Source organism: Pectobacterium peruviense (genome assembly GCF_003312355.2).
GTDB classification, from domain to species: Bacteria; Pseudomonadota; Gammaproteobacteria; order Enterobacterales; family Enterobacteriaceae; genus Pectobacterium; species Pectobacterium peruviense.
Genome location: NZ_CP161826.1, coordinates 3,386,965 through 3,409,065 on the forward strand (window position 1 = coordinate 3,386,965; position 22,101 = coordinate 3,409,065).

Genomic DNA, 22,101 nt, shown 5'->3' on the forward strand with positions numbered 1-22,101 from the left:
AAATTAGCAGAATTTTAACAAAAACAAACCAATGTCAACAAAACAACATAACCTGGTTCATTTACCATCGTAATAATCTTAAATCTATTGGGTAAACAGCCCGGTTACTGCGGTTTAAAGTCTATTGGCGCATTTTTGAAAGCCTCATAAACATCCGTACTTGGCGGCTTCGGTATTTTGGCCTGTTTGGCAGCCGCAATAGCTGCCTGGCATAACGCCGGATCGCCACCTTCAGCCGTGACATCAATCAGCAGACCATCTGGCGCCAGCTTAATCCGTAATGTACAGGTACGCCCTTTGTAGAGCTGCCAGTCATAAAACTTGCTCTGAATGGCTGAGCGAACCTGACCACCATAACTATCAAGCGCTGCACCTGATGCACCGCTCTTCTTATTGTTACCTGTACCCGCAGGTGCACCACCGCCGGATTTCGGCGCATTTTTCGATGACGCCAAACCACCCAGCAAATCATCGACGGCGTTTTCCTGCTTAGCGGCCTCTGCTGCCGCTTTCTTTTTATCATCAGCGGCTTTCTTAGCCGCTGCGGCTGCTTCAGCTTTCTTCGTGGCTTCAGCGTCAGATTTCTGTTTAGCTGCCTCAGCTGCTGCTTTTTGCTTAGCCTGCTCGGCCTCTTTTGCTGCCTCTGCGGCAGCCTTTGCAGCTTCTGCTTTGGCGGTTTCTGCTGCCTTCTGCTTGGCGGCTTCAGCGGCTTTTTCTTTAGCCTCTTCTTCCGCCTGCTTCTTAGCCGCAGCGGCCGAAGCAGCTTGCTTCTTCGCTTCGTCTTCTACTTTCTTTCTAGCGTCTGCTGCTGCTTTTGCCTGCTGTTCAGCTTCAGCCTTCGCTTTTGCCGCAGCCGCTTCGGCTTGCTTCTGCTGTTCTTTTGCCTGCTGAGCCGCAGCTTCAGATTGCTTACGCTGTTCAGCCTGTTCCTGAGCCTGCTTTTTCGCCTCTTCCTGCGCTTGCAGACGCTCTTTTTCCAGATCTTTTAGCCGCTGCTGTTCAGCGGCCTGCTTCTGCTGAAGCTCTTCGGCCTGCCGTTCAGCCTGCTTTTGACGCTGCTGTTCAGAACGTTTGGCATCCGTCTGTTGCTGTTGTTGGCGGTTATACTGTTCCACCACTGCGCTCGGATCGACCATCACTGCATCAATTGACGAGCCTCCGCCGCCCCCGCTGGCATCCATCGTTTGCGTCGACGAACTCCAGAGCAGCAAAGCAATCAGTATGATGTGCAAAACAGCCGAGATAATAACGGCGCGTTTCAGCTTATCGTTTTGTTCGTTTGCCTTTAACACAAGCGATTCCCAAAAACAGTGTTGCCAGAAATAGGCTTAACGATCATTACCGTGATGTGCTCATTTAAATCGGTTGTGTCATCAAACCAACGGATTTTACGCCAGCCTGATGCAACAAATTCAACGCTTTAATGATCTCATCATAAGGAACGTCCTTCGCGCCACCAATCAAAAAGACCGTCTTGGGGTTGGTTGCCAGCCGTGATTGTGCTTCAGCAACCACCTGCTCTGCAGGAAGCTGTTCCATACGGTTTTGCTCAACAACCAGACTATATTGTCCTACGCCTGAAACCTCTACGATCACAGGTGGATTGTCGTTGCTTGAGACCGTTTTTGAGTCGGTCGCATCCGGCAGATCCACCTCAACGCTCTGCGTAATAATCGGCGCTGTCGCCATAAAAATCAGCAACAGTACCAACAGCACGTCCAGCAGCGGAACAATGTTGATCTCGGATTTCAGCTCACGACGGCCTCTGCGTACTCGTGCCATGATCCCCCCTGATTACTTGCTGTTGTCGATGGAGAATGCCTGACGGTGCAGTATAGCGATGAACTCTTCCGTAAAGTTGTCGTAGTTCTGCTCCAGTTTGCCAACCCGCTGGCTAAGACGGTTATACGCCATGACCGCAGGGATCGCCGCAAACAGGCCGATTGCTGTAGCAATCAAGGCCTCGGCAATACCTGGCGCAACCATTTGTAAGGTTGCCTGCTTCACAGCGCCCAGCGCGATGAAGGCGTGCATAATCCCCCAAACGGTACCGAACAGGCCGATATACGGACTGATAGAACCTACGGTACCCAAGAAAGGAATGTGTGTCTCCAGCGTTTCCAATTCACGATTCATTGAAATACGCATCGCACGGGATGCACCTTCTACCACCGCTTCCGGCACATGGCTATTAACACGATGCAACCGCGCAAATTCTTTGAAACCTGAATGGAAGATTTGTTCAGTGCCCGTCAGGCTATCGCGACGAGTCTGGCTTTCCTGATAGAGACGCGACAGTTCGATGCCCGACCAAAATTTGTCCTCGAACGCCTCGGCGTCACGCGTTGCCGCATTTAAAATTCGGGTACGCTGAATGATGATCGCCCAGGAAGCGATAGAAAAACAGATTAAAATCAGCATGATTAGTTTAACCAGAAGGCTTGCCTTCAGGAACAAATCAAAAACGTTCATGTCAGTCACTGCTTGAACTCCGCGACAATAGACTTAGGAAGCGCAATTGGCTTCATTTGATGTGGATCGATGCATGCGATCAAAACTTCAGCATGGCTTAGCAGGGTGCCATGAGCATTGAGAATACGCTGTGCGAAAGTCAGAGAAGCACCACGCAGCGAGATAACCTCGCTCTGTACTTCCAGCATGTCGTCGAGGCGCGCAGGAGCAAGATACTCCACCGTCATCCGACGAACAGCAAACGCGACATGTTCACTTAGCAAGGCTTGTTGGTGAAAGTTGCGCTCACGCAACGCCTCAGTCCTTGCCCTTTCATAAAAGGCAACATAGCGTGCATGGTAGACAACACCACCTGCATCAGTGTCTTCAAAGTAGACTCGAACTGGCCAGCGAAACAACGAATTACTCACTCTACATCCCGGTAATGCATTAAACCTCGCTACTATACGCAAGAGAAATGAGGTTTGGAATGGATTGTGACAGCGGAGAGAAAATAATTATGGGCTGCAAGCAACCCATAACTAAATGGAATAGGAGGCTATTTTAGCCGAAGAAATAGTACAATCCTGCGCACAGGATCACAAAGGCGGGAAGTGGTGCGAAAAACGCGCGCCAAAGCAGACGGTGTGGACGGAAACCAACGCCATGAACAACGCCAGCGCAAACGGCCCAAATCAACAGCAGCCCCTGCCAAACAGCAAGTTCACTGGTGCGCGCCGCAAAGCGCGTTGGATCCCAGAACACACAGCCAGCCAACAGCAACGCCGTGATGAGGGAAAGAGCCCTTATCGGGCTCTTATCCATCAGGCGATAGAGTTTATCGACCAGATCACTCATTGCTTATCTTCTTCAGCCGCTTTGCTTGCCTCACTCTGCTCAATAGCCAGGGCCGTGATAATCCCCAGTGAGCAAGCAAGAAGCGTTCCGAGTATCCAGGCAAAATACCACATAAATTAAGCTCCTTACTTAGTACATAGAGTGAGTGTTTTGCTCAACCTGCTCTTTGGTAATACGACCGAACATCTTGTAGTAGCACCATGCGGTATAAGAAAGCACGATAGGAACGAAAATAATCGCCACCACTGTCATCACTTTCAGCGTCAGCAGGCTCGATGTCGCATCCCATACCGTCAAGCTGACGTTAGGCACGGTGACTGACGGCATGATGAACGGGAACATAGCGATCCCAGCAGTCAGAATCACACAAGCAATAGTCAGAGAAGAGAACAAGAATGCCCATGCCCCTTTCTCTGCGCGCGCCATGAGGGTAGTCAGCACTGGCAGCACCACGCCCAACACAGGGATAGCCCACAGTACCGGATGGTTATTGAAGTTAACCAGCCAAGCGCCCGCCTGCTGAACAACTTCTTTACGCAGTGGGTTAGACTCAGCCGCGGTATTAATCGCAGACGTCACCACATAACCATCAATACCGTAAACCACCCACACGCCAGCCAGAGCAAACGTCACCATCATCACCAGCGCAGAAATCTGCGCGGCAGATTTGGAACGCACGTGCAGGTCGCCCGTGGTCCGCATCATCAGGTAGGTTGCCCCCTGAGTAAGAATCATTGTCAGACTCACAACACCAGCCAACAAGCCAAACGGATTCAGCAGTTGGAAGAAGTTTCCGGTGTAGTAAAGACGCAGATATTCATCGACGTGGAACGGTACCCCCTGCAACAGGTTGCCAAACGCGACACCAATGACAACTGGCGGGACAAAGCTACCGATGAAGATGCCCCAGTCCCACATCCCTCTCCAGCGTGGATCTTCGATTTTTGAACGGTAATCGAAGCCAACAGGACGGAAGAACAGTGAGGCCAGCACCAGAATCATGGCAATGTAGAAACCGGAGAACGCGGCAGCGTAAACCATCGGCCAGGCAGCAAACAGCGCGCCACCTGCGGTGATCAACCATACCTGGTTACCGTCCCAGTGCGGAGCAATACTATTAATCATGACACGACGCTCGGTATCTCCACGCCCCATCAGACGGACCAGAATGCCCACACCCATGTCAAAACCATCAGTGATAGCGAAGCCAATCAGCAAAATACCGATCAACAGCCACCAGATAAAACGTAAGACTTCATATTCAAACATAGTGGACTCCTGTTTACCGTGCTTCCTGCGCAGCCGCTATAGGTTGTTCAAAATGGTAACGCCCCGTTCTCAGGCTGCTTGGCCCCAAACGTGCATATTTGAACATCAGATACATTTCTGCGACCAAGAAGAGCGTATACAGACCACAGATCAACGCCATTGAGAACAGGATATCCCCTGCTGTCAGTGATGACGTCGCGACAGCCGTTGGCAGAATTTCACCGATGGCCCAAGGTTGACGACCATATTCAGCGACAAACCAGCCTGCTTCGATAGCAATCCACGGCAGAGGAATACCATACAGTGCGATGCGGTGCAGCCAGCGTTTCTGACCAATTTTGCCACGCAGAACGGTCCAGAAAGACAGGCCGATGATCAACAGCATCAGAATGCCGCAGCCCACCATAATACGGAAAGAGAAGTACAGCGGCGCAACGCGTGGGATAGAATCTTTAACCGCCTGCTTAATCTGCGTTTCTGTCGCATCCGAGACTTTCGGCGTATAGCGTTTCAGCAACAGACCATAGCCCAGATCTTGCTTAGACTGATCGAACGCTTTTTTAACCTCAGGGTCGGTATTGCCCGCACGTAATTCTTCCAGCAGGTGGTAAGCCTGCATACCATTACGAATACGCACTTCATGCATCGCCATCAGTTCTTTCAGACCTGTGACTTCTTTGTCAGTCGAACGGGTGGCAATGATCCCCAGAGCGTAAGGAATCTTGATGGCATAGTTATTTTCCATCGTATCCTGGTTCGGGATGCCAATCAGCGTAAAGGATGCAGGAGCGGGCTGTGTTTCCCATTCTGCTTCAATCGCTGCCAGTTTGGTTTTCTGCACGTCACCCATTTCATAACCGGATTCATCACCCAGTACGATAACGGACAGAACAGAAGCCAGACCGAAGCTTGCTGCGATGGCGAATGAACGCTTGGCAAACGCAATGTCGCGGCCTTTCAGCAGATAGTAGGAGCTGATGCCTAGAATGAACATCGCGCCGGTACAGTAACCTGCGGCAACCGTGTGAACGAATTTCACCTGAGCAACCGGGTTCAGCACCAGATCGGCGAAACTCACCATTTCCATACGCATGGTTTCGAAATTGAAATCCGATGCGATAGGATTTTGCATCCAGCCATTGGCGACCAGAATCCACAGTGCAGAGAAGTTAGAGCCCAGTGCAACCAGCCAGGTAACGGCCATATGCTGCACTTTTCCTAAACGCTCCCAACCGAAGAAGAACAAGCCAACAAAGGTCGATTCCAGGAAGAATGCCATCAGGCCTTCAATCGCTAGCGGTGCGCCGAAAATATCCCCGACGTAGTGAGAGAAATATGACCAGTTGGTCCCGAATTGAAACTCCATGGTCAATCCGGTAGCAACCCCCAGAGCGAAGTTAATTGCAAATAACTTGCCCCAGAATTTGGTCATATCTTTATAGATTTGTTTGCCGGACAGCACATATACCGTTTCCATAATCGCCAGCAAAAACGCCATCCCCAGCGTTAATGGTACGAATAGAAAATGGTACATTGCGGTTAAGGCAAACTGTAAACGTGACAGTTCGACTACATCAAACATTTTGACTCCTTGCTCCTCGCAGGAAGGGATTAGCTTGCAAACGCTAACAAGCTGCCAAACATCCGGCCATTACACCCAAAAAGAACACAACAAGAATTGCTTTAACACAGGCTGTAACAAACGCTAAAAATACGTTCACCAAGGCAGTCACACCGCGACGCCCCGACAGCAAGCTCAAGATAAATCACAAGTATTACAAATAGCGTACCCCGTAAGGAGGTAGCCGTATATTACGCCTGTAATCCCCTACAATAAATAGGTTTTTACGTGACCTAGACTAGGTTTTTGGCTTCAAATCAACTTTTCCACTAAACAACACAAAAGACGATAATTGACCTCGCGCAATTTAAGCCTATTTCATAAATTATATCCAGAGGCGTTTTTTGATCTAAAACAATTTAACGCTTTTCTCGTGATTGGCGCGTTGCATTAATTTCTTTATTGCACCAATTGTTAATGCAATGTGACCCCACGGTTTAAGAATGATTAATTACGCAATATATTATTTACTTTGGAGTTCGATTATTCACATGCAATAAAACGCATTTCCTTTATTCTTTTTTCTGTATGATTTTTATTATTTTATTACTTATTATTCCGTTCATTTATTGTTTTATAATTGTTGCTGAAATTAACAACATTTCTCATATTTGCTCCTTCTGGATGTCATCCTCTTATGCATAAAAAAGCCACCCGAGGGTGGCTAGCGTGTTTAATCGACTAGTCGATCAACGTGTTAGTATCGCTTTTACAGCATCGCCGATATCCGCCAGGCTGCGAACGGTTTTAACACCTGCCGCTTCTAACGCTGCGAATTTATCATCGGCAGTGCCTTTACCGCCGGCAATGATGGCGCCAGCATGGCCCATACGTTTGCCTTTCGGTGCCGTCACACCCGCGATGTAACCAACAACAGGTTTAGTCACGTGCTCTTTAATGTACGCCGCCGCTTCTTCTTCCGCTGTACCACCGATTTCACCAATCATCACGATGGCTTCTGTCTGTGGATCCTGTTCAAACAGCTTCAGAATATCAATGAAGTTAGAGCCTGGGATCGGGTCGCCACCGATACCGACACAGCTGGACTGACCCAGCCCGGCATCCGTCGTTTGCTTCACGGCTTCATACGTCAGCGTGCCTGAACGAGAAACGATACCGACTTTACCCGGCAGGTGAATATGGCCCGGCATGATGCCGATTTTACATTCACCCGGCGTGATCACCCCTGGGCAGTTCGGGCCGATCATGCGCACACCGCTCTGGTCGAGTTTCACTTTCACCGTCAGCATATCCAGCGTCGGAATGCCTTCGGTGATACAGATAATCAGCTCGATACCTGCGTCAATCGCTTCCAGAATGGAGTCTTTACAGAACGGTGCCGGAACGTAGATAACGGATGCCGTTGCGCCCGTCGCTTCTACTGCCTCACGCACCGTATTAAATACGGGCAGACCCAGATGTTCCGTGCCGCCTTTACCTGGCGTCACACCACCGACCATTTGCGTACCGTAAGCAAGTGCTTGCTCAGAGTGGAATGTCCCCTGACTACCAGTAAAACCCTGACAGATAACTTTGGTATTTTTATTAATCAGAATGGACATTATTTATCTCCCGCTGCTGCAACAACCTGCTGAGCTGCACCCGTCAGGCTGGTCGCGGCAATAATATTCAGGCCGCTATCCGCCAGTTTCTTGGCGCCCAGTTCCGCATTGTTTCCTTCAAGACGTACCACAACCGGCACGCTAACGCCCACTTCGGCTACCGCGCCGATGATACCGTCAGCGATTAAATCGCAACGTACGATGCCACCGAAGATGTTAACAAAGACGGCTTTTACCTTGTCGTCAGACAGGATAATTTTGAATGCTTCAGTCACACGTTCTTTCGTCGCGCCACCGCCAACATCGAGGAAGTTAGCAGGCGAACCGCCGTGCAGTTTCACGATGTCCATGGTTCCCATCGCCAGACCAGCACCGTTCACCATACAGCCGATGTTACCGTCCAGCGCAACATAGTTCAGTTCCCACTGTGCCGCATGCGCTTCACGGGAATCTTCCTGGCTTGGGTCACGCATTTCACGCAGCTCAGGCTGACGGAACAGTGCATTACCATCCGCGCCCAGTTTGCCATCCAGACAGATCAGATCGCCCTGCTTGGTGATAACCAGCGGGTTGATTTCTACCAGCGCCAGGTCACGCTCAAGGAACAGCGTCGCCAGGCCCATGAAAATTTTGGTGAACTGGGCAACTTGCTTGCCACTCAGACCCAGTTTGAAGGCCAGTTCACGACCCTGATAAGGCTGTGGGCCGACCAGTGGATCGATGGCAGCTTTGTGGATCAGTTCCGGCGTCTCTTCCGCAACTTTTTCAATTTCTACGCCACCTTCGGTGGATGCCATGAACACGACACGACGCGTGCCACGGTCAACAACCGCGCCCAGATAAAGCTCTTTGTCGATATCCGTTGCCGCTTCAACCAGAATCTGATGAACCGGTTGGCCCTGCGCGTCAGTTTGATAAGTAACGAGTTTTTTACCCAGCCAGTTTTCAGCAAAAGCGCGAATGTCTTCCTTGTTGCTGACCACTTTAACGCCGCCCGCTTTACCGCGACCGCCTGCGTGAACCTGACATTTTACAACCCACGGGCCCGAGCCAATCTTAGATGCGGCTTCTTCTGCTTCACGCGGTGTAGTACAGGCATAGCCGGTCGGTGCCGGTAAACCATATCGAGCAAAGAGTTGTTTTGCCTGATACTCGTGTAAATTCATGATGTTCTATCCATTTAGGTTTGGAGATAAGTCGGCAGACAGCTTCCCTCACCGACTCTTGCGGTAGAAAAAAGCGCCATAAACTCTCTGATATATTTGGATAACGCCGTTGAGAAAAAACGGCCTGCATAGCACATAATTTGTGTTTCGGGCGGAAAACCGTCAGGGCTAACCACCCGAAAGAAAACGCTAGCTGTCGGACTACACGTCCAACAGCAGACGCGCTGGATCTTCCAACATCTCTTTCACCGTCACGAGGAAGCCGACGGATTCACGACCATCGACCAAGCGGTGATCGTAAGACAGCGCCAGATACATCATCGGCAGAATAACCACTTGGCCATCAACCGCCATTGGGCGATCTTTAATGGCGTGCATACCCAGAATCGCGCTCTGTGGCGGGTTGATGATCGGGGTAGACATCAGAGAACCAAAGACACCGCCGTTGGTAATCGTAAAGTTACCACCCAGCAATTCTTCAACCGTCAGTTTGCCGTCACGACCCTTCACGGCCAGCTCTTTGATGCGCTTCTCGATATCGGCCATGCCCAGCGCATCCACATCACGCAGTACCGGTGTGACCAGACCACGCGGGGTAGAAACCGCAATGCTGACATCGAAATAGTTGTGGTAAACCACATCTTCGCCATCAATAGAGGCATTCACTTCAGGGTAACGCTTCAGCGCTTCAACGACAGCTTTGATGTAGAAGGACATGAAGCCCAAACGTACACCGTGACGCTTCTCAAAGGCTTCGCCGTATTGCTTGCGCAGGTCCATGATCGGCTGCATGTTGATTTCGTTAAACGTCGTCAACATTGCCGTGCTGTTTTTCGCTTCCAGCAGACGTTCTGCAACACGCTTACGCAGACGCGTCATCGGTACGCGTTTTTCGCTACGCGCGCCCAGAGCTGGTGCAGGAGACGCCGCCGGAGCCTCAGGCTTAGCGGCTTTACCAGAATCTTTCTTCTGGGTAGCCAAATGCTTATCCACGTCTTCACGGGTAATTCGACCACCGACGCCACTGCCTTTGATTGCAGATGCATCGAGATCGTGCTCGGCAATCAGGCGGCGAATTGCCGGGCTGAGTGCATCGCTGTTCTCTTCTTCCAGACCAGCGGTATGACGCTGTGCCGGTGTTGATTCTTTACTCTGAGATTTCTCGCCAGTTTCTTTACCGGAGCTATCGCCACGGCGAATACGACCCAGCAGTTGGCGAGACATGACGGTCGCGCCTTCGTCTTCCAGCACAGCATCCAGAATACCGGCTTCAGAGGCTGGAACTTCCAGCACAACTTTGTCAGTTTCAATTTCAACCAATACTTCATCACGCTGAACGCTATCGCCGGGCTTTTTACGCCAGGTAGCAACAGTGGCGTCAGCTACAGATTCAGGCAGGTCGGGTACAAGAATATCTACGCTACTCATTATCTATCCTTTTATTTAATCAACGTTCAGCGCGTCATCGACCAGATCTTTCTGTTGTTTCTGGTGTACGGACATATAGCCAACGGCGGGTGATGCAGACGCCGGGCGTCCTGCGTAACGTAAAGAAGATCCAAACGGAATTACTTCACGGAGATGGTGCTGACTACAATACCAGGCTCCCTGATTCAGCGGCTCTTCCTGACACCATACGAAATCATGAACTTGGGAAAAAGGTTCCAGTGCCGCTTGAACAGCTTGATGCGGGAACGGATAAAGCTGTTCAATACGGACGATTGCGACATCTTTTTGCTCATTCTTGCGGCGCTGTTCCAGCAAATCATAGTAGACCTTACCGGAACAAAGCACGACACGCTTCACGGCTGCCGGATCTAATTCTTCTACTTCACCAATCGCTGGCTGGAAGGAACCATTTGCCAGTTCATCCAGTGAAGAGATTGCCAACGGATGGCGCAACAGGGATTTCGGCGACATCACTACCAGCGGACGGCGCATACCGCGCAGCGCCTGGCGGCGAAGCATGTGATAAACCTGTGCCGGTGTTGACGGAATACAGACCTGCATATTTTGCTCAGCGCACAGCTGCAGATAACGCTCCAGTCTGGCAGACGAGTGCTCTGGGCCCTGCCCTTCATAACCATGTGGCAGCAGCATGACCAGACCACACATCCGGCCCCACTTCTGCTCACCGGAGCTGATGAACTGATCGATCACCACCTGCGCACCGTTGGCAAAGTCACCAAACTGCGCTTCCCAGATAGTCAGCGTGCGCGGTTCTGCGGTCGCATAACCGTATTCAAACGCGAGGATCGCTTCTTCGGATAGCACGGAGTCCCACACATTGAACTCGCCCTGTCCGTTATGTACATGGTTCAACGGCGTGTAGCTGGAACCATTTTTCTGGTTATGCACGACAGCATGCCGATGGAAGAACGTACCACGACCGCTGTCCTCACCAGACAAGCGAATCGGAATCCCTTCATCGACCAACGTGGCGTAGGCCAGCGTTTCCGCACCACCCCAGTCGAACGGTTTATTGCCAGCGGCCATTTCGGCACGGTCAGAATAAACTTTGGCAACACGAGGATGAATCTCAATCCCTTCCGGTACTTCACTGATACGTTTTGCAAGCTCTTGCAAACGTTTCATTTCCGTACTGTGCGGATAAGGCTCGTCCCATTCATGATTGAGATACGGCGTCCAGGTAAAGGACTGCATATCCATCTCACGCCATTCTTCCACCACGCATTCACCAGCATCCAGCGCATCGCGGTACAGATTGACCATTTCGGTGGCATCTTCCAGCGTGATGGTTTTCTCTTGTTCCAGACGATCGGCATAGACCTTACGCGGTGTAGGATGTTTTTTGATCTTCTGGTACATCATCGGCTGTGTTGCACTTGGCTCATCAGCTTCGTTATGACCATGACGACGGTAACAAATCAGATCGATGAACACATCACGTTTGAAGGCGTTGCGGAAATCCAGCGCCAGACGCGTAACAAACGCCACCGCTTCTGGATCATCGGCATTAACGTGGAAAATGGGTGCCTGCACCATTTTGCCGATATCGGTACAGTATTCGGTGGAACGAATGTCCAGCGGGTTAGAGGTCGTGAAGCCGATACGGTTGTTGATTACAATACGCAGCGTACCGCCAACTTCATAACCACGCACTGTCGACATGTTCAACAGTTCCTGCACCACGCCCTGACCACTGACTGCCGCATCGCCGTGAATGGTGATAGGTAAAACACGTGGACCACTCTGGCTATTCAGACGATCGAGACGTGCACGTACCGACCCCGTCACGACCGGGCTGACGATTTCCAGATGCGAAGGGTTAAACGCCAGCGCCAAATGCACCAGACCGCCAGCAGTATCGAATTCAGACGAGAAGCCCTGGTGATATTTCACGTCACCAGTACCCAGGTGTTCTTTATGCTTACCGGCAAATTCGTCGAACAGATCCTGAGATTTTTTGCCCAATACGTTGATCAGCACGTTGAGGCGACCACGGTGTGCCATCCCCAATACGACTTCACGAGTATCGTTTGCACCTGCATGGCGAATCAATTCTTTCAGCATGGGAACCAGTGCGTCACCACCTTCCAGCGAGAAACGCTTAGCGCCAGGATATTTGGCCCCCAGATAACGCTCCAGCCCTTCGGCCGCGGTTAACTCTTTCAGGAAACGGCGCTTTTCTTCTACCGTAAACGACGCCTGACCAGTTACCGATTCAATACGTTGCTGGATCCAGCGTTTCTCTTCCGTGCTGGTGATATGCATATATTCCGCACCGATAGAACCGCAATAGGTGCGTTTCAGCGCGTCATACAGATCTTCCAGCTTCATGGTGTCTTTGCCGATGGCAAAAGAACCCACGTTGAAGGATTCCTGCAGGTCATCCTGAGTCAGGTTATGATAATCCAAATCCAGTTCTGCCACAGGTTCCTGAGGGCGCAGGAAAATCGGGTCCAGATTGGCCTGCTGATGCCCGCGGAAGCGGAACGCATTGATCAGCTGCAATACCTTGACCTGCTTGACATCAATATCGGGATCGGTGACTGATGAGGTAAAGCGCGAAGAGTCTTTCGCCAGACGGCGGAAATAGTCACGCGTTTTGGAATGGAGTTGATCCGGTTTGACCCCACTCGTAGGCAATTGCTGGAAGATCGAGCGCCAGCTATGTTCGATCGAGTCAGGATCGGTTAAAAAATCTTCATAGAGTTGCTCTATGTAGGACTGATTCGCACCCGCCAAATAGGAGGAATCCAGCCAGGCCTTCATCGCGCCGTTCTGCATTATGATCCCTTAAGCTAATAAGCTTCAGTTTTCGCCGTGGTTAACATGTAATTAGTGTCCGTATATCGTTCGCCATACAAACGGTTCACTTGTCGTACAATCGGTACGCGCTTAGGGTATCCATCCCCCCTAAGGAACCTTTAAAAACCGGTTCGGCGCATAAGCCGGTTTTTAAAGGTTTCCTGCGCTCCCTCTGAAGAATAGCAACTTCAGAGGGAGATACATGTTTTACTACTTAATCTTTATGCAATAACGCGTTACGTATTAACCATCAGTTACGCGCTACGGTGCAGCAACATCGATTTAATATGACCAATAGCCTTGGTCGGGTTCAACCCTTTCGGACAAACGCTGACGCAGTTCATGATGCCGTGGCAGCGGAAGACGCTAAACGCATCATCCAGATCGTCCAGTCGTGGCTTGGTTTCCGTATCACGACTGTCAATCAGGAAACGGTACGCAGCCAACAACCCCGCAGGCCCAACAAATTTGTCTGGGTTCCACCAGAACGACGGGCAGGATGTTGAGCAGCAGGCACACATAATGCACTCATACAATCCATCCAGTTTGGCACGTTGTTCAGGCGATTGCAGATGTTCACGCGCCGGCGGATTTTTCCCATTATTCAACAGGTAAGGCTTTATTTTCTCATATTGAGCATAGAACTGCCCCATGTCCACTACCAAATCACGTACAACCGGTAATCCAGGTAAAGGACGGATAACAATTTTGCTGTTACCACGCCGTAACGCAGAAACGGGCGTAATACAGGCCAGCCCATTTTTGCCGTTCATGTTAACGCCGTCGGAACCACAGACGCCTTCACGGCACGAACGACGGAATGAGAGCGTCGGATCCTGCTCTTTCAGCAGCATCAGCGCATCCAGCAGCATCATGTCGCGGCCTTCTTCCGCCTCCAACTGGTAATCCTGCATCCGCGGAGCATCATCAACATCCGGGTTGTAACGATAAATAGAAAATTCGACTTTCATCGTTTGATCTCCGCAATTAATAAGTACGTATTTTCGGCGGGAACGCCGGACGCAATTTAGGCTGCATGTTCACCTCACGGCGCGTCATGCTGTCGGTTTGCGGCAGATACAACGAATGACACAGCCAATTCTCATCATCACGCTCCGGGTAATCGAAGCGGCTATGGGCTCCACGACTTTCAGTACGGAAGTTAGCCGAAACTGCCGTTGCATACGCGGTTTCCATCAGGTTATCCAGTTCCAGACACTCAATGCGCTGGGTGTTGAACTCGCTTGATGTATCATCCAGACGCGCGTCTTTCAGGCGCTCACGAATGACTTTCAGCTCTTCTAACCCTTTCGCCATCGCATCACCTTCGCGGAATACCGAGAAGTTGTTCTGCATACAGGATTGCAGCGCTTTGCGGATTTCCACCGGGTCCTCACCAGAACGGGTATTGTTCCAACGATTCATGCGGTCGAGCGACGCATCAATATCGGATTCGCTGGCATCACGGCTTTCGCCCTGCTCTTCCAGAGACTCTTTCAGGTGGATACCCGCCGAGCGGCCGAATACCACCAGATCGAGCAACGAGTTACCGCCCAGACGGTTAGCACCATGGACGGATACGCAGGCAATTTCACCCACGGCAAACAGCCCTGGAATCACCACATCTTCGCCTTTCTCATTCACCGTCAACGCCTGACCACTGACTTTGGTCGGAATACCGCCCATCATATAGTGGCAGGTTGGGATAACAGGGATCGGCTCTTTCACCGGATCGACGTGAGCAAACGTGCGCGACAATTCCAAAATACCCGGCAGGCGGGATTCCAGAACGTCTTTACCCAGATGGTCCAACTTCAGCTTGGCGTGTGGTCCCCACGGGCCTTCACAGCCACGGCCCTCACGAATTTCGATCATAATAGAACGGGCAACAACGTCACGGCCTGCCAGATCTTTCGCGTTTGGCGCATAGCGTTCCATGAAACGCTCACCGTGCTTATTCAGCAAATAGCCGCCTTCACCACGACAGCCTTCGGTTACCAGCACACCCGCACCCGCAATCCCGGTTGGGTGGAACTGCCACATTTCCATATCCTGCAACGGAACACCGGCACGCAACGCCATCCCTACACCGTCGCCAGTATTAATGTGCGCATTGGTCGTGGACTGGTAGATACGCCCCGCACCGCCGGTTGCCAGCACGGTTGCCTTCGCTTTGAAATAAACCACTTCGCCGGTTTCAATACAAATCGCCGTACAGCCGACAACCGCACCATCCTGATTCTTCACCAGATCGAGTGCGTACCATTCGGAGAAAATAGTGGTGTGATTTTTCAGGTTCTGCTGATACAGCGTATGCAGCAGCGCATGGCCAGTACGGTCAGCGGCAGCGGCGGTACGTGCGGCCTGCTCACCGCCAAAATTCTTGGATTGACCACCGAACGGACGCTGATAAATGCTGCCATCATCCAGACGGGAGAACGGTAATCCCATGTGTTCCAGTTCCAGAATCGCTTCCGGGCCGGTTTTACACATATATTCAATTGCATCCTGATCGCCAATGTAATCCGACCCTTTTACGGTGTCATACATGTGCCATTCCCAGTTATCCTCATGGGTGTTACCCAGCGCAACGGTAATACCGCCCTGCGCGGACACAGTATGGGAACGGGTTGGGAACACTTTAGATAACAGGGCACAGGACAGGCCCATTTGGGAGATTTGTAGTGCGGCACGCATACCTGCGCCACCCGCACCCACAACCACTGCATCAAATTCTCTGACTGGCAAATTCATCACGCACCCCACACCACAATTGTTCCATAAATGACGTACACCAACAGCGCTATCACAATCGCCAACTGTAAAGTCAGGCGTAGGGCCAGCGGTTTAATGTAGTCGGTCAGCACTTGCCACATCCCTATCCAGGCATGAACCAGAATGGAAAATAACGTTAGCAGTGTGAATACTTTGGTGAGGGCCATCGCGAAGAAACCATGCCAGATTTCATAAGTGATGTCGCCAGCCGTAGCAATAAAGCCAATGAGATAAATTACATACAGAACAATGACGATGGCGGAAGCGCGAATCAGTAACCAATCGTGTACGCCATTGCGTCCTAACGCAGAAGCATTGCTTACCATACGAGGACTCCAGCCAGAATTGAAAGCACGACAGTAATAATAAAGGAGATATTTGCAGAACGCTTACCTGCGGCAAGGTCTTCTTCTATATAGCCGAAATCCATCAACAGGTGACGTATCCCACCAACAATGTGATAAGCCAACGCGACGAGGATACCCCAAACGATAAATTTGACGATGAAACTATCCATAATTTCCGCAGCGCGCAGGAATCCTTCCTCGGAAGAAAGAGAAGTGCCTAACAGCCACAGTAAAATACCGACAGCGACAAAGGTGATAACGCCGGAGACGCGGTGAAGAATAGATGCTATCGCAGTAACGGGAAACTGAATCGTCTGCAATTCCAGATTGACAGGTCTTTGTTTTTTCACGGATTTGCCCACACAGCTTTTATTATTGTTTCTTCCTCCGGGCCTGATGTGAGGTCAGACAGTATGAAAGTTACAGCCCTGAGAGTGGGTTTATGATACGCGCTCAAACATCGACATTCCGGTGTCTAAACAGCGCATGATCCTTTCATACTGGGTGCTCCTACTGCAGGGTGATTCCGGAGACCTGGCGGGAGTATAGGTCCTTCACATTCCCATTACAATTCCCATACAAACTGTTTGGTGACATTTGCCCCGAACAGTGATTTAGATCACGAATTTCACAATTTATATAAAATTAATTATCTGATTTGACAAAAGTTCAACATTTCAATTACAAATAGGGGATTGAATTTCTTATGATGTGTTAAAGCACGACGGCGACACTTCCACACTGACCTAACTTATGTAACAGTGAAGAGAGTCCACGTAAAAGTCATAGGTAATGACTACAATCTATTCAGAGCATGGTTAATTGCCTGAAGATCGCTAATTACCTGGAGAACGAATTTTTCATCCTGAATGCGGCTATCCGCCTTACTCTGTATCCTATTTGACGACTGTGTCACAACAGAGTTTCACTGGTCATTTTTCGTCCGGTGCGCAGGCATGACGGTATTTCTTCAGTGAAAATTTTTAAAATTAAAAGCGCTAAGGAGACTGTAAATGGCTGATAAAAAAGCAACACTTACCCTAGAAGGTAAAGAACCGATTGAGCTAAATGTCCTATCTGGTACGCTAGGATATGATGAGATTGATATTCGTCCCCTCGGTTCCAAAGGTTACTTCACATTTGACCCCGGCTTTACCTCTACCGCATCTTGCGAATCCAAGATTACTTATATTGACGGTGACGAAGGCATTCTGCTGCACCGTGGCTTCCCAATTTCCCAACTGGCTGAAAAATCTAATTATCTTGAAGTGTGTTACATTCTGCTGTTCGGCGAAACCCCGACCGTAGAACAGTATGAAACCTTCAAGACGACCGTTACTCGTCACACCATGATCCATGAGCAGATTACTCGTCTGTTCCACGGTTTCCGTCGCGACTCACACCCAATGGCTGTCCTGTGCGGTGTTACCGGTGCACTGGCGGCGTTCTACCACGATTCACTGGACATCAATATTGAACGCCACCGCGAAATCGCGGCCTATCGCCTGCTGTCCAAAATGCCGACCGTTGCGGCAATGTGCTACAAATACTCACTGGGCCAGCCGTTTGTTTATCCGAAAAACAACCTGTCCTATGCGGGTAATTTCCTGCACATGATGTTCTCCACACCTTGTGAAGAGTATGTTGTGAATCCGGTGCTAGAACGTGCGATGGATCGTATTCTGATCCTGCATGCCGATCACGAACAAAACGCCTCGACGTCTACCGTACGTACTGCTGGTTCGTCTGGTGCAAACCCGTTTGCCTGTATCGCCGCGGGGATCGCCTCGCTGTGGGGACCGGCGCACGGCGGCGCGAACGAGGCCTGTCTGCGTATGTTGGAAGAAATCAGCAGCGTAGAACACATCCCAGCGTTTATCGAACGTGCAAAAGACAAGAACGACTCTTTCCGCCTGATGGGCTTCGGTCACCGTGTGTACAAAAACCACGATCCACGCGCCACAGTGATGCGTGAAACCTGCCATGAAGTGCTGAAAGAACTGGGCAGAAAAGACGACCTGCTGGAAGTGGCGATGGAGCTGGAACATATCGCGCTGAACGACCCGTACTTCATTGAGAAGAAACTGTACCCGAATGTGGACTTCTACTCCGGTATCATCCTGAAAGCGATGGGGATTCCGTCGTCCATGTTTACCGTTATCTTCGCGATGGCACGTACCGTAGGTTGGATTGCGCATTGGAGCGAAATGCACGACGACGGCATCAAAATTGCCCGTCCACGTCAGTTGTACACCGGCTACGACAAACGTGACTTCTCGTCTAATCTGAAACACGATTAATTCATTCAGTACGTAAATAAAAAAGGCCGGATATCGCTATCCGGCCTTTTTTCTATCTCTGATCCGTCCTGAATAGCGTTGACACGTCCCTGACTTAAATACGGAGAACGTGATGATGACTGAGTTCAAACGTACCCAACGTGATTATCCTCTATCCTTTAAAATAGCCGTCGTTGAACAGGTCGAAAAAGGCGAGATGACCTATAAACAGGCCCAGCAGCGATATGGCATTCAGGGGCGCTCCACCGTTCTTGTCTGGCTGCGTAAATATGGCCAGCTTGACTGGAGTCCCGGACTTCCTGACCTGATGAAAAGGAAACTGCTTGTGGCTCAGACAAATACCCCACTTACACCCGAGCAAAGAATCAAAGAACTTGAAGAGCAGCTTAAGCTGGCGAATCAGAAAGCTGAGTTTTTTGAATCTGTTATCAACGTCCTGAAAAATGATTACGGGGTAAGTGTCGTAAAAAAGCGGCCCGGCAAGTCCTTGCGCAGAGTCAGGCCCCAAAAGTCACCGTGACACGCGCATGCCAGCTCCTGGGGCACAGCAGACAGGCATGGTACCAGCATAATGCAAGGTGCAATAAACGACATGAACACAATAGTCAGGTTCTTGATTTTATTGCCCGAGTTCGGTGCCGTCAGCCACGTATAGGCACACGCAAACTCCACTCTCTGTTGAACCGTCAGGCAGGTGAAACACTCAATATCGGGCGTGACCGCCTGTTTAGCCTACTGGGTAAACACCGGCTTCTGGTACCCGTAAAGCGGGCATACCACAAAACGACCAACAGCCATCATCGTTTTTACCGGCATCCGAACTTGCTGAAGTCTGGCCCCGAACAGGTTACTGTCCTTCAGCCGGAGCAAGTCTGGGTCGCCGATATTACTTATCTACCAGTACGCAGTGGCACGGTCTATCTGAGTTTGGTCACGGATGCCTGTTCCAGAAAAATCATGGGTTACCATGTAGGGGATAATCTGCAAACTGAAAATGTGGTAAAAGCCTTCAAACGTGCGTTACGACAAAGAAAAACAAAAGGGCCGTTGATACACCACTCTGACAGAGGGCTACAATACTGTTCAGCGCTTTACCAGTCGGTACATGAGAGAAATGGGATAACCTGTTCAATGACAGATGGTTATGACTGCTATCAGAATGCGCTGGCTGAACGGATAAACGGCATCCTGAAAAATGAGTTTTTACTCTCTCGCCCAGCTAATCTGGCACAAGCGAGGAAAATGGTAAAAGAATCTGTGGCGATTTATAACCATGAGCGGCCACATCAGGCCCTGAAATACAAAACGCCCGATGAGGTTCATCAGGCGTTTTACAGGCAGAAAACTGTCAACCCATATCAGGACTAGTCACTCATGATGAATTTTAATGTAGGTTGAAATACAGAAATTACGCTGTTAGTAATGGAATATCTTAGTAAGGTGAACCTGCTTAGCTTCTTTATTAACCCAGACATAGAATGTTGCCTCTTCAATCTCGGTCTGTTTGTTCCAGACATCCTGCCCCCCTTCCTTCCGCTTCTGCTGCTCATATCCCAATGTTATTAGGTACATTTTTAGCGGAGTAGCATCAGAGGTATCACTAAAAATGATAGCATTTGATGGAGCATAACCATCACCGGGCACATATTCAAAAGCGTAATTGCGCGATATCCTTGGGGCGTTGCGAATATCTTCATCGGTGAACGCATAGTAGGCGAAATAATCACTTTCAGTATACGTTCTTATCTCCGTGGAACCCGATACTACAATAAATACAAATAACATCCCCACCATTGCAGCAGGAACCACAAGCAGTAATAGATACTTTATTACTTTCATGCCTTAACTCTTCCGCCCAAGAATTTCACTTCGGTATAAACAATACCTGATTTGAGCCTATCAAAGAGAGAACCATCCCTAATATCATTTCTATTACTCATCCGAAATCCTTTTCAATTCATCTAAAAACAGCGCTTCGTCCTTTACTTCTGGCAGTGCGGGCACCAATAGAACGGGCGTGATGACAGCATCGTTCTTTCGATGGTTCCGCCGCAGCGCTCACAATTTTCCCCTTCACGATGGAAAACCTTGAACGAAAAAATTGCCCCATGATGTCGATTTTCATCCACGGTGCCGCGCGTGTTGTAGGACAACCGAGGAATCTCCAGCAGCGCTCGACTCAACGTCTGCAACTGTTCCTCATTCAACTGCGAAGCCGTATGCTGCGGTGCCAGCTGCGCCTGCCACAGAATCTCAACGCGCAGATAATTCCCTAAGCCCGCAAGAAAAGCCTGATCCAGCAACAGCCCGCTGAACTGACGACGACGGAAACGCGATAATAACAAACGCTCACAGACCCTTTCTGGCGTCAGGGAAAGATCCAATACATCCGGCCCAATGCGTTGCAAGAAAGGATGCGTAGTCAGTGTATCCCGTGTCAGCATTTCAATATCTGACGCGCTATAGAGCAGAATGGCGCGATCCTGCGTCTCCAGCCGGATGCGTAAATCCCGCTTCGTTTCCGGCGATTCACCCGCATTCACGACTCGCCACACGCCATACAGTTGATTGTGGCTATACATCACCCGATCGTTGCTAAAATAGGTCAGCAGCGCCTTCCCGCGCGTTTCGATCTGCCTGATCTGCTGTCCGACTAATTCTGTTTCGTACGGTTTCAGCTCTGGAAACGCAAACCAGACGCGCGTCAGCGTTTCTCCCACGACGGCCTCAACCAGCTTATCGGCCGCTCGGCGAATTTCCGGCCCTTCCGGCATACTCGACTACTCCCTGAAAATCAGATGCTCTGCGACTGAGCGATTCGCTAAATTAATGTAATGCCCCGCCAGTGACCGCCACATCAACCTGCTGCACCAGCGATTGCTTAATCATCACTTCCAACGCCGCCGTGACTAACGGCGTTGGCATGCTCGGTTCTCCGGGGTGTCGTGCAGCCTGTTCAGGTGAATACGGAATATGAACAAATCCGCCGCGAACCACATCACCCTGCTGATGTAACTGATGTAAAAGCCCGTACATTACGTGATTGCAGACAAACGTCCCTGCGGTTTGCGACACTGAGGCTGGAATTCCCGCTACGCGTAATGCCTGCACCAGCGCTTTCACCGGCAGCGTCGAGAAATACGCTGCTGGCCCCTTTTCCACCACAGGCGTATCAATCGGCTGGTTGCCTCGGTTATCCGCAATTCGGGCATCATTAATATTAATCGCCACGCGTTCGACAGAAATATCAGCACGGCCTCCCGCCTGCCCCACCGCGATCACCACTTCCGGCTGCCATTCGGCTATCGCACGATAAAGCTGCTCCAGTGACAGATCAAAGACGCAAGATAAACGGCAAGCTACCACTCGCGCACCGCCAACCTCTCGCTGATGAAGGTCTTTTACCGCTTCCCATGAGGGATTAATCGCTTCGCCCTCAAAAGGTTCAAATGCCGTGATCAAAACGGTTTTCATCTATTA

The 22,101-nt window shown here is 50.4% G+C and carries 21 protein-coding genes; 2 read left to right on the forward strand and 19 right to left on the reverse strand.

Features of this window, described 5'->3' with window-relative positions; all coding sequences use genetic code 11:
* Nucleotides 1-104 precede the first annotated feature (104 nt).
* From tolA to sdhC, 16 genes are all read right to left on the reverse strand, one after another.
* On the reverse strand, nucleotides 105-1,292 hold the full coding sequence (gene tolA / locus DUT67_RS15340) for a cell envelope integrity protein TolA (protein WP_113627349.1): 1,188 nt from the start codon (nucleotides 1,290-1,292) through the stop codon (nucleotides 105-107).
* A 64-nt stretch (nucleotides 1,293-1,356) separates the two neighbouring features.
* Nucleotides 1,357-1,782 (reverse strand): colicin uptake protein TolR, encoded by a 426-nt coding sequence (gene tolR, locus DUT67_RS15345; protein ID WP_011092956.1) that lies wholly within the window; start codon nucleotides 1,780-1,782, stop codon nucleotides 1,357-1,359.
* Between the two features lie 12 nt (nucleotides 1,783-1,794).
* Nucleotides 1,795-2,481: a Tol-Pal system protein TolQ gene (tolQ, locus tag DUT67_RS15350; RefSeq protein WP_011092955.1), complete on the reverse strand. Its 687-nt coding sequence runs from the start codon at nucleotides 2,479-2,481 to the stop codon at nucleotides 1,795-1,797.
* Nucleotides 2,478-2,882, reverse strand: coding sequence for a tol-pal system-associated acyl-CoA thioesterase (ybgC, locus tag DUT67_RS15355; protein ID WP_048259331.1), 405 nt, complete (start codon nucleotides 2,880-2,882; stop codon nucleotides 2,478-2,480). Before ybgC ends, tolQ begins: the two co-directional genes overlap by 4 nt.
* Before the next feature lie 133 nt (nucleotides 2,883-3,015).
* Nucleotides 3,016-3,309: a cyd operon protein YbgE gene (gene ybgE / locus DUT67_RS15360; protein WP_113627348.1), complete on the reverse strand. Its 294-nt coding sequence runs from the start codon at nucleotides 3,307-3,309 to the stop codon at nucleotides 3,016-3,018.
* The gene (gene cydX, locus DUT67_RS15365) at nucleotides 3,306-3,422 is read right to left on the reverse strand and encodes a cytochrome bd-I oxidase subunit CydX (protein WP_011092952.1); all 117 of its coding nucleotides are present in this window, start codon (nucleotides 3,420-3,422) and stop codon (nucleotides 3,306-3,308) included. The genes ybgE and cydX overlap by 4 nt, the downstream gene beginning before the upstream one ends.
* A 16-nt stretch (nucleotides 3,423-3,438) precedes the next feature.
* Nucleotides 3,439-4,578 carry a cytochrome d ubiquinol oxidase subunit II gene (gene cydB, locus DUT67_RS15370; RefSeq protein WP_113627347.1) on the reverse strand — a complete coding sequence of 380 codons (1,140 nt, stop codon included), beginning with the start codon at nucleotides 4,576-4,578 and terminating at the stop codon, nucleotides 3,439-3,441.
* A gap of 13 nt (nucleotides 4,579-4,591) precedes the next feature.
* Nucleotides 4,592-6,160, reverse strand: coding sequence for a cytochrome ubiquinol oxidase subunit I (gene cydA, locus DUT67_RS15375; RefSeq protein ID WP_113627346.1), 1,569 nt, complete (start codon nucleotides 6,158-6,160; stop codon nucleotides 4,592-4,594).
* Between the two features lie 728 nt (nucleotides 6,161-6,888).
* Entirely contained in the window at nucleotides 6,889-7,761 is an 873-nt protein-coding gene (gene sucD, locus DUT67_RS15380) for a succinate--CoA ligase subunit alpha (protein ID WP_015730897.1), read from the reverse strand.
* Nucleotides 7,761-8,927, reverse strand: a complete 1,167-nt coding sequence (gene sucC / locus DUT67_RS15385) for an ADP-forming succinate--CoA ligase subunit beta (RefSeq protein WP_011092948.1) — start codon at nucleotides 8,925-8,927, stop codon at nucleotides 7,761-7,763. Before sucC ends, sucD begins: the two co-directional genes overlap by 1 nt.
* 201 nt (nucleotides 8,928-9,128) lie before the next feature.
* Complete coding sequence (odhB, locus tag DUT67_RS15390) at nucleotides 9,129-10,355, reverse strand: 2-oxoglutarate dehydrogenase complex dihydrolipoyllysine-residue succinyltransferase (RefSeq protein ID WP_113632333.1); 1,227 nt, start codon at nucleotides 10,353-10,355, stop codon at nucleotides 9,129-9,131.
* Between the two features lie 15 nt (nucleotides 10,356-10,370).
* Nucleotides 10,371-13,178, reverse strand: coding sequence for a 2-oxoglutarate dehydrogenase E1 component (gene sucA / locus DUT67_RS15395; protein WP_048259326.1), 2,808 nt, complete (start codon nucleotides 13,176-13,178; stop codon nucleotides 10,371-10,373).
* 275 nt (nucleotides 13,179-13,453) lie between these two features.
* A complete protein-coding gene (locus tag DUT67_RS15400; protein WP_048259325.1) occupies nucleotides 13,454-14,170 on the reverse strand; it encodes a succinate dehydrogenase iron-sulfur subunit in 717 nt (238 codons plus the stop codon).
* A gap of 16 nt (nucleotides 14,171-14,186) precedes the next feature.
* On the reverse strand, nucleotides 14,187-15,953 hold the full coding sequence (gene sdhA, locus DUT67_RS15405) for a succinate dehydrogenase flavoprotein subunit (protein WP_113632332.1): 1,767 nt from the start codon (nucleotides 15,951-15,953) through the stop codon (nucleotides 14,187-14,189).
* A complete protein-coding gene (gene sdhD / locus DUT67_RS15410) occupies nucleotides 15,953-16,300 on the reverse strand; it encodes a succinate dehydrogenase membrane anchor subunit (protein WP_048259323.1) in 348 nt (115 codons plus the stop codon). The genes sdhA and sdhD overlap by 1 nt, the downstream gene beginning before the upstream one ends.
* Nucleotides 16,294-16,683, reverse strand: a complete 390-nt coding sequence (sdhC, locus tag DUT67_RS15415) for a succinate dehydrogenase cytochrome b556 subunit (protein ID WP_039275597.1) — start codon at nucleotides 16,681-16,683, stop codon at nucleotides 16,294-16,296. Before sdhC ends, sdhD begins: the two co-directional genes overlap by 7 nt.
* A 651-nt stretch (nucleotides 16,684-17,334) precedes the next feature.
* On the opposite strand from sdhC, the gene DUT67_RS15420 reads away from it, so the two are divergent.
* Nucleotides 17,335-18,621 carry a citrate synthase gene (locus DUT67_RS15420; protein WP_113632331.1) on the forward strand — a complete coding sequence of 429 codons (1,287 nt, stop codon included), beginning with the start codon at nucleotides 17,335-17,337 and terminating at the stop codon, nucleotides 18,619-18,621.
* A gap of 112 nt (nucleotides 18,622-18,733) precedes the next feature.
* Nucleotides 18,734-19,989 (forward strand): IS3 family transposase gene (locus tag DUT67_RS15425; protein WP_113628139.1). Its coding sequence is split into 2 segments (ribosomal slippage): nucleotides 18,734-19,085 and nucleotides 19,085-19,989, totalling 1,257 coding nucleotides; the frame shifts between segments, so codons are not numbered across the junction.
* Nucleotides 19,990-20,037: 48 nt separating this feature from the next.
* On the opposite strand, the gene DUT67_RS15430 is transcribed toward DUT67_RS15425, so the two are convergent.
* The 3 genes from DUT67_RS15430 to pcp all read right to left on the reverse strand — a co-directional run bounded on the left by DUT67_RS15430 (nucleotide 20,038) and on the right by pcp (nucleotide 22,095).
* Nucleotides 20,038-20,460: a hypothetical protein gene (locus DUT67_RS15430; RefSeq protein WP_113632324.1), complete on the reverse strand. Its 423-nt coding sequence runs from the start codon at nucleotides 20,458-20,460 to the stop codon at nucleotides 20,038-20,040.
* 143 nt (nucleotides 20,461-20,603) lie between these two features.
* A complete protein-coding gene (gene nei / locus DUT67_RS15435) occupies nucleotides 20,604-21,395 on the reverse strand; it encodes an endonuclease VIII (RefSeq protein WP_113627341.1) in 792 nt (263 codons plus the stop codon).
* A gap of 52 nt (nucleotides 21,396-21,447) precedes the next feature.
* Nucleotides 21,448-22,095 (reverse strand): pyroglutamyl-peptidase I, encoded by a 648-nt coding sequence (pcp, locus tag DUT67_RS15440; RefSeq protein WP_113627340.1) that lies wholly within the window; start codon nucleotides 22,093-22,095, stop codon nucleotides 21,448-21,450.
* Nucleotides 22,096-22,101: the final 6 nt, after the last annotated feature.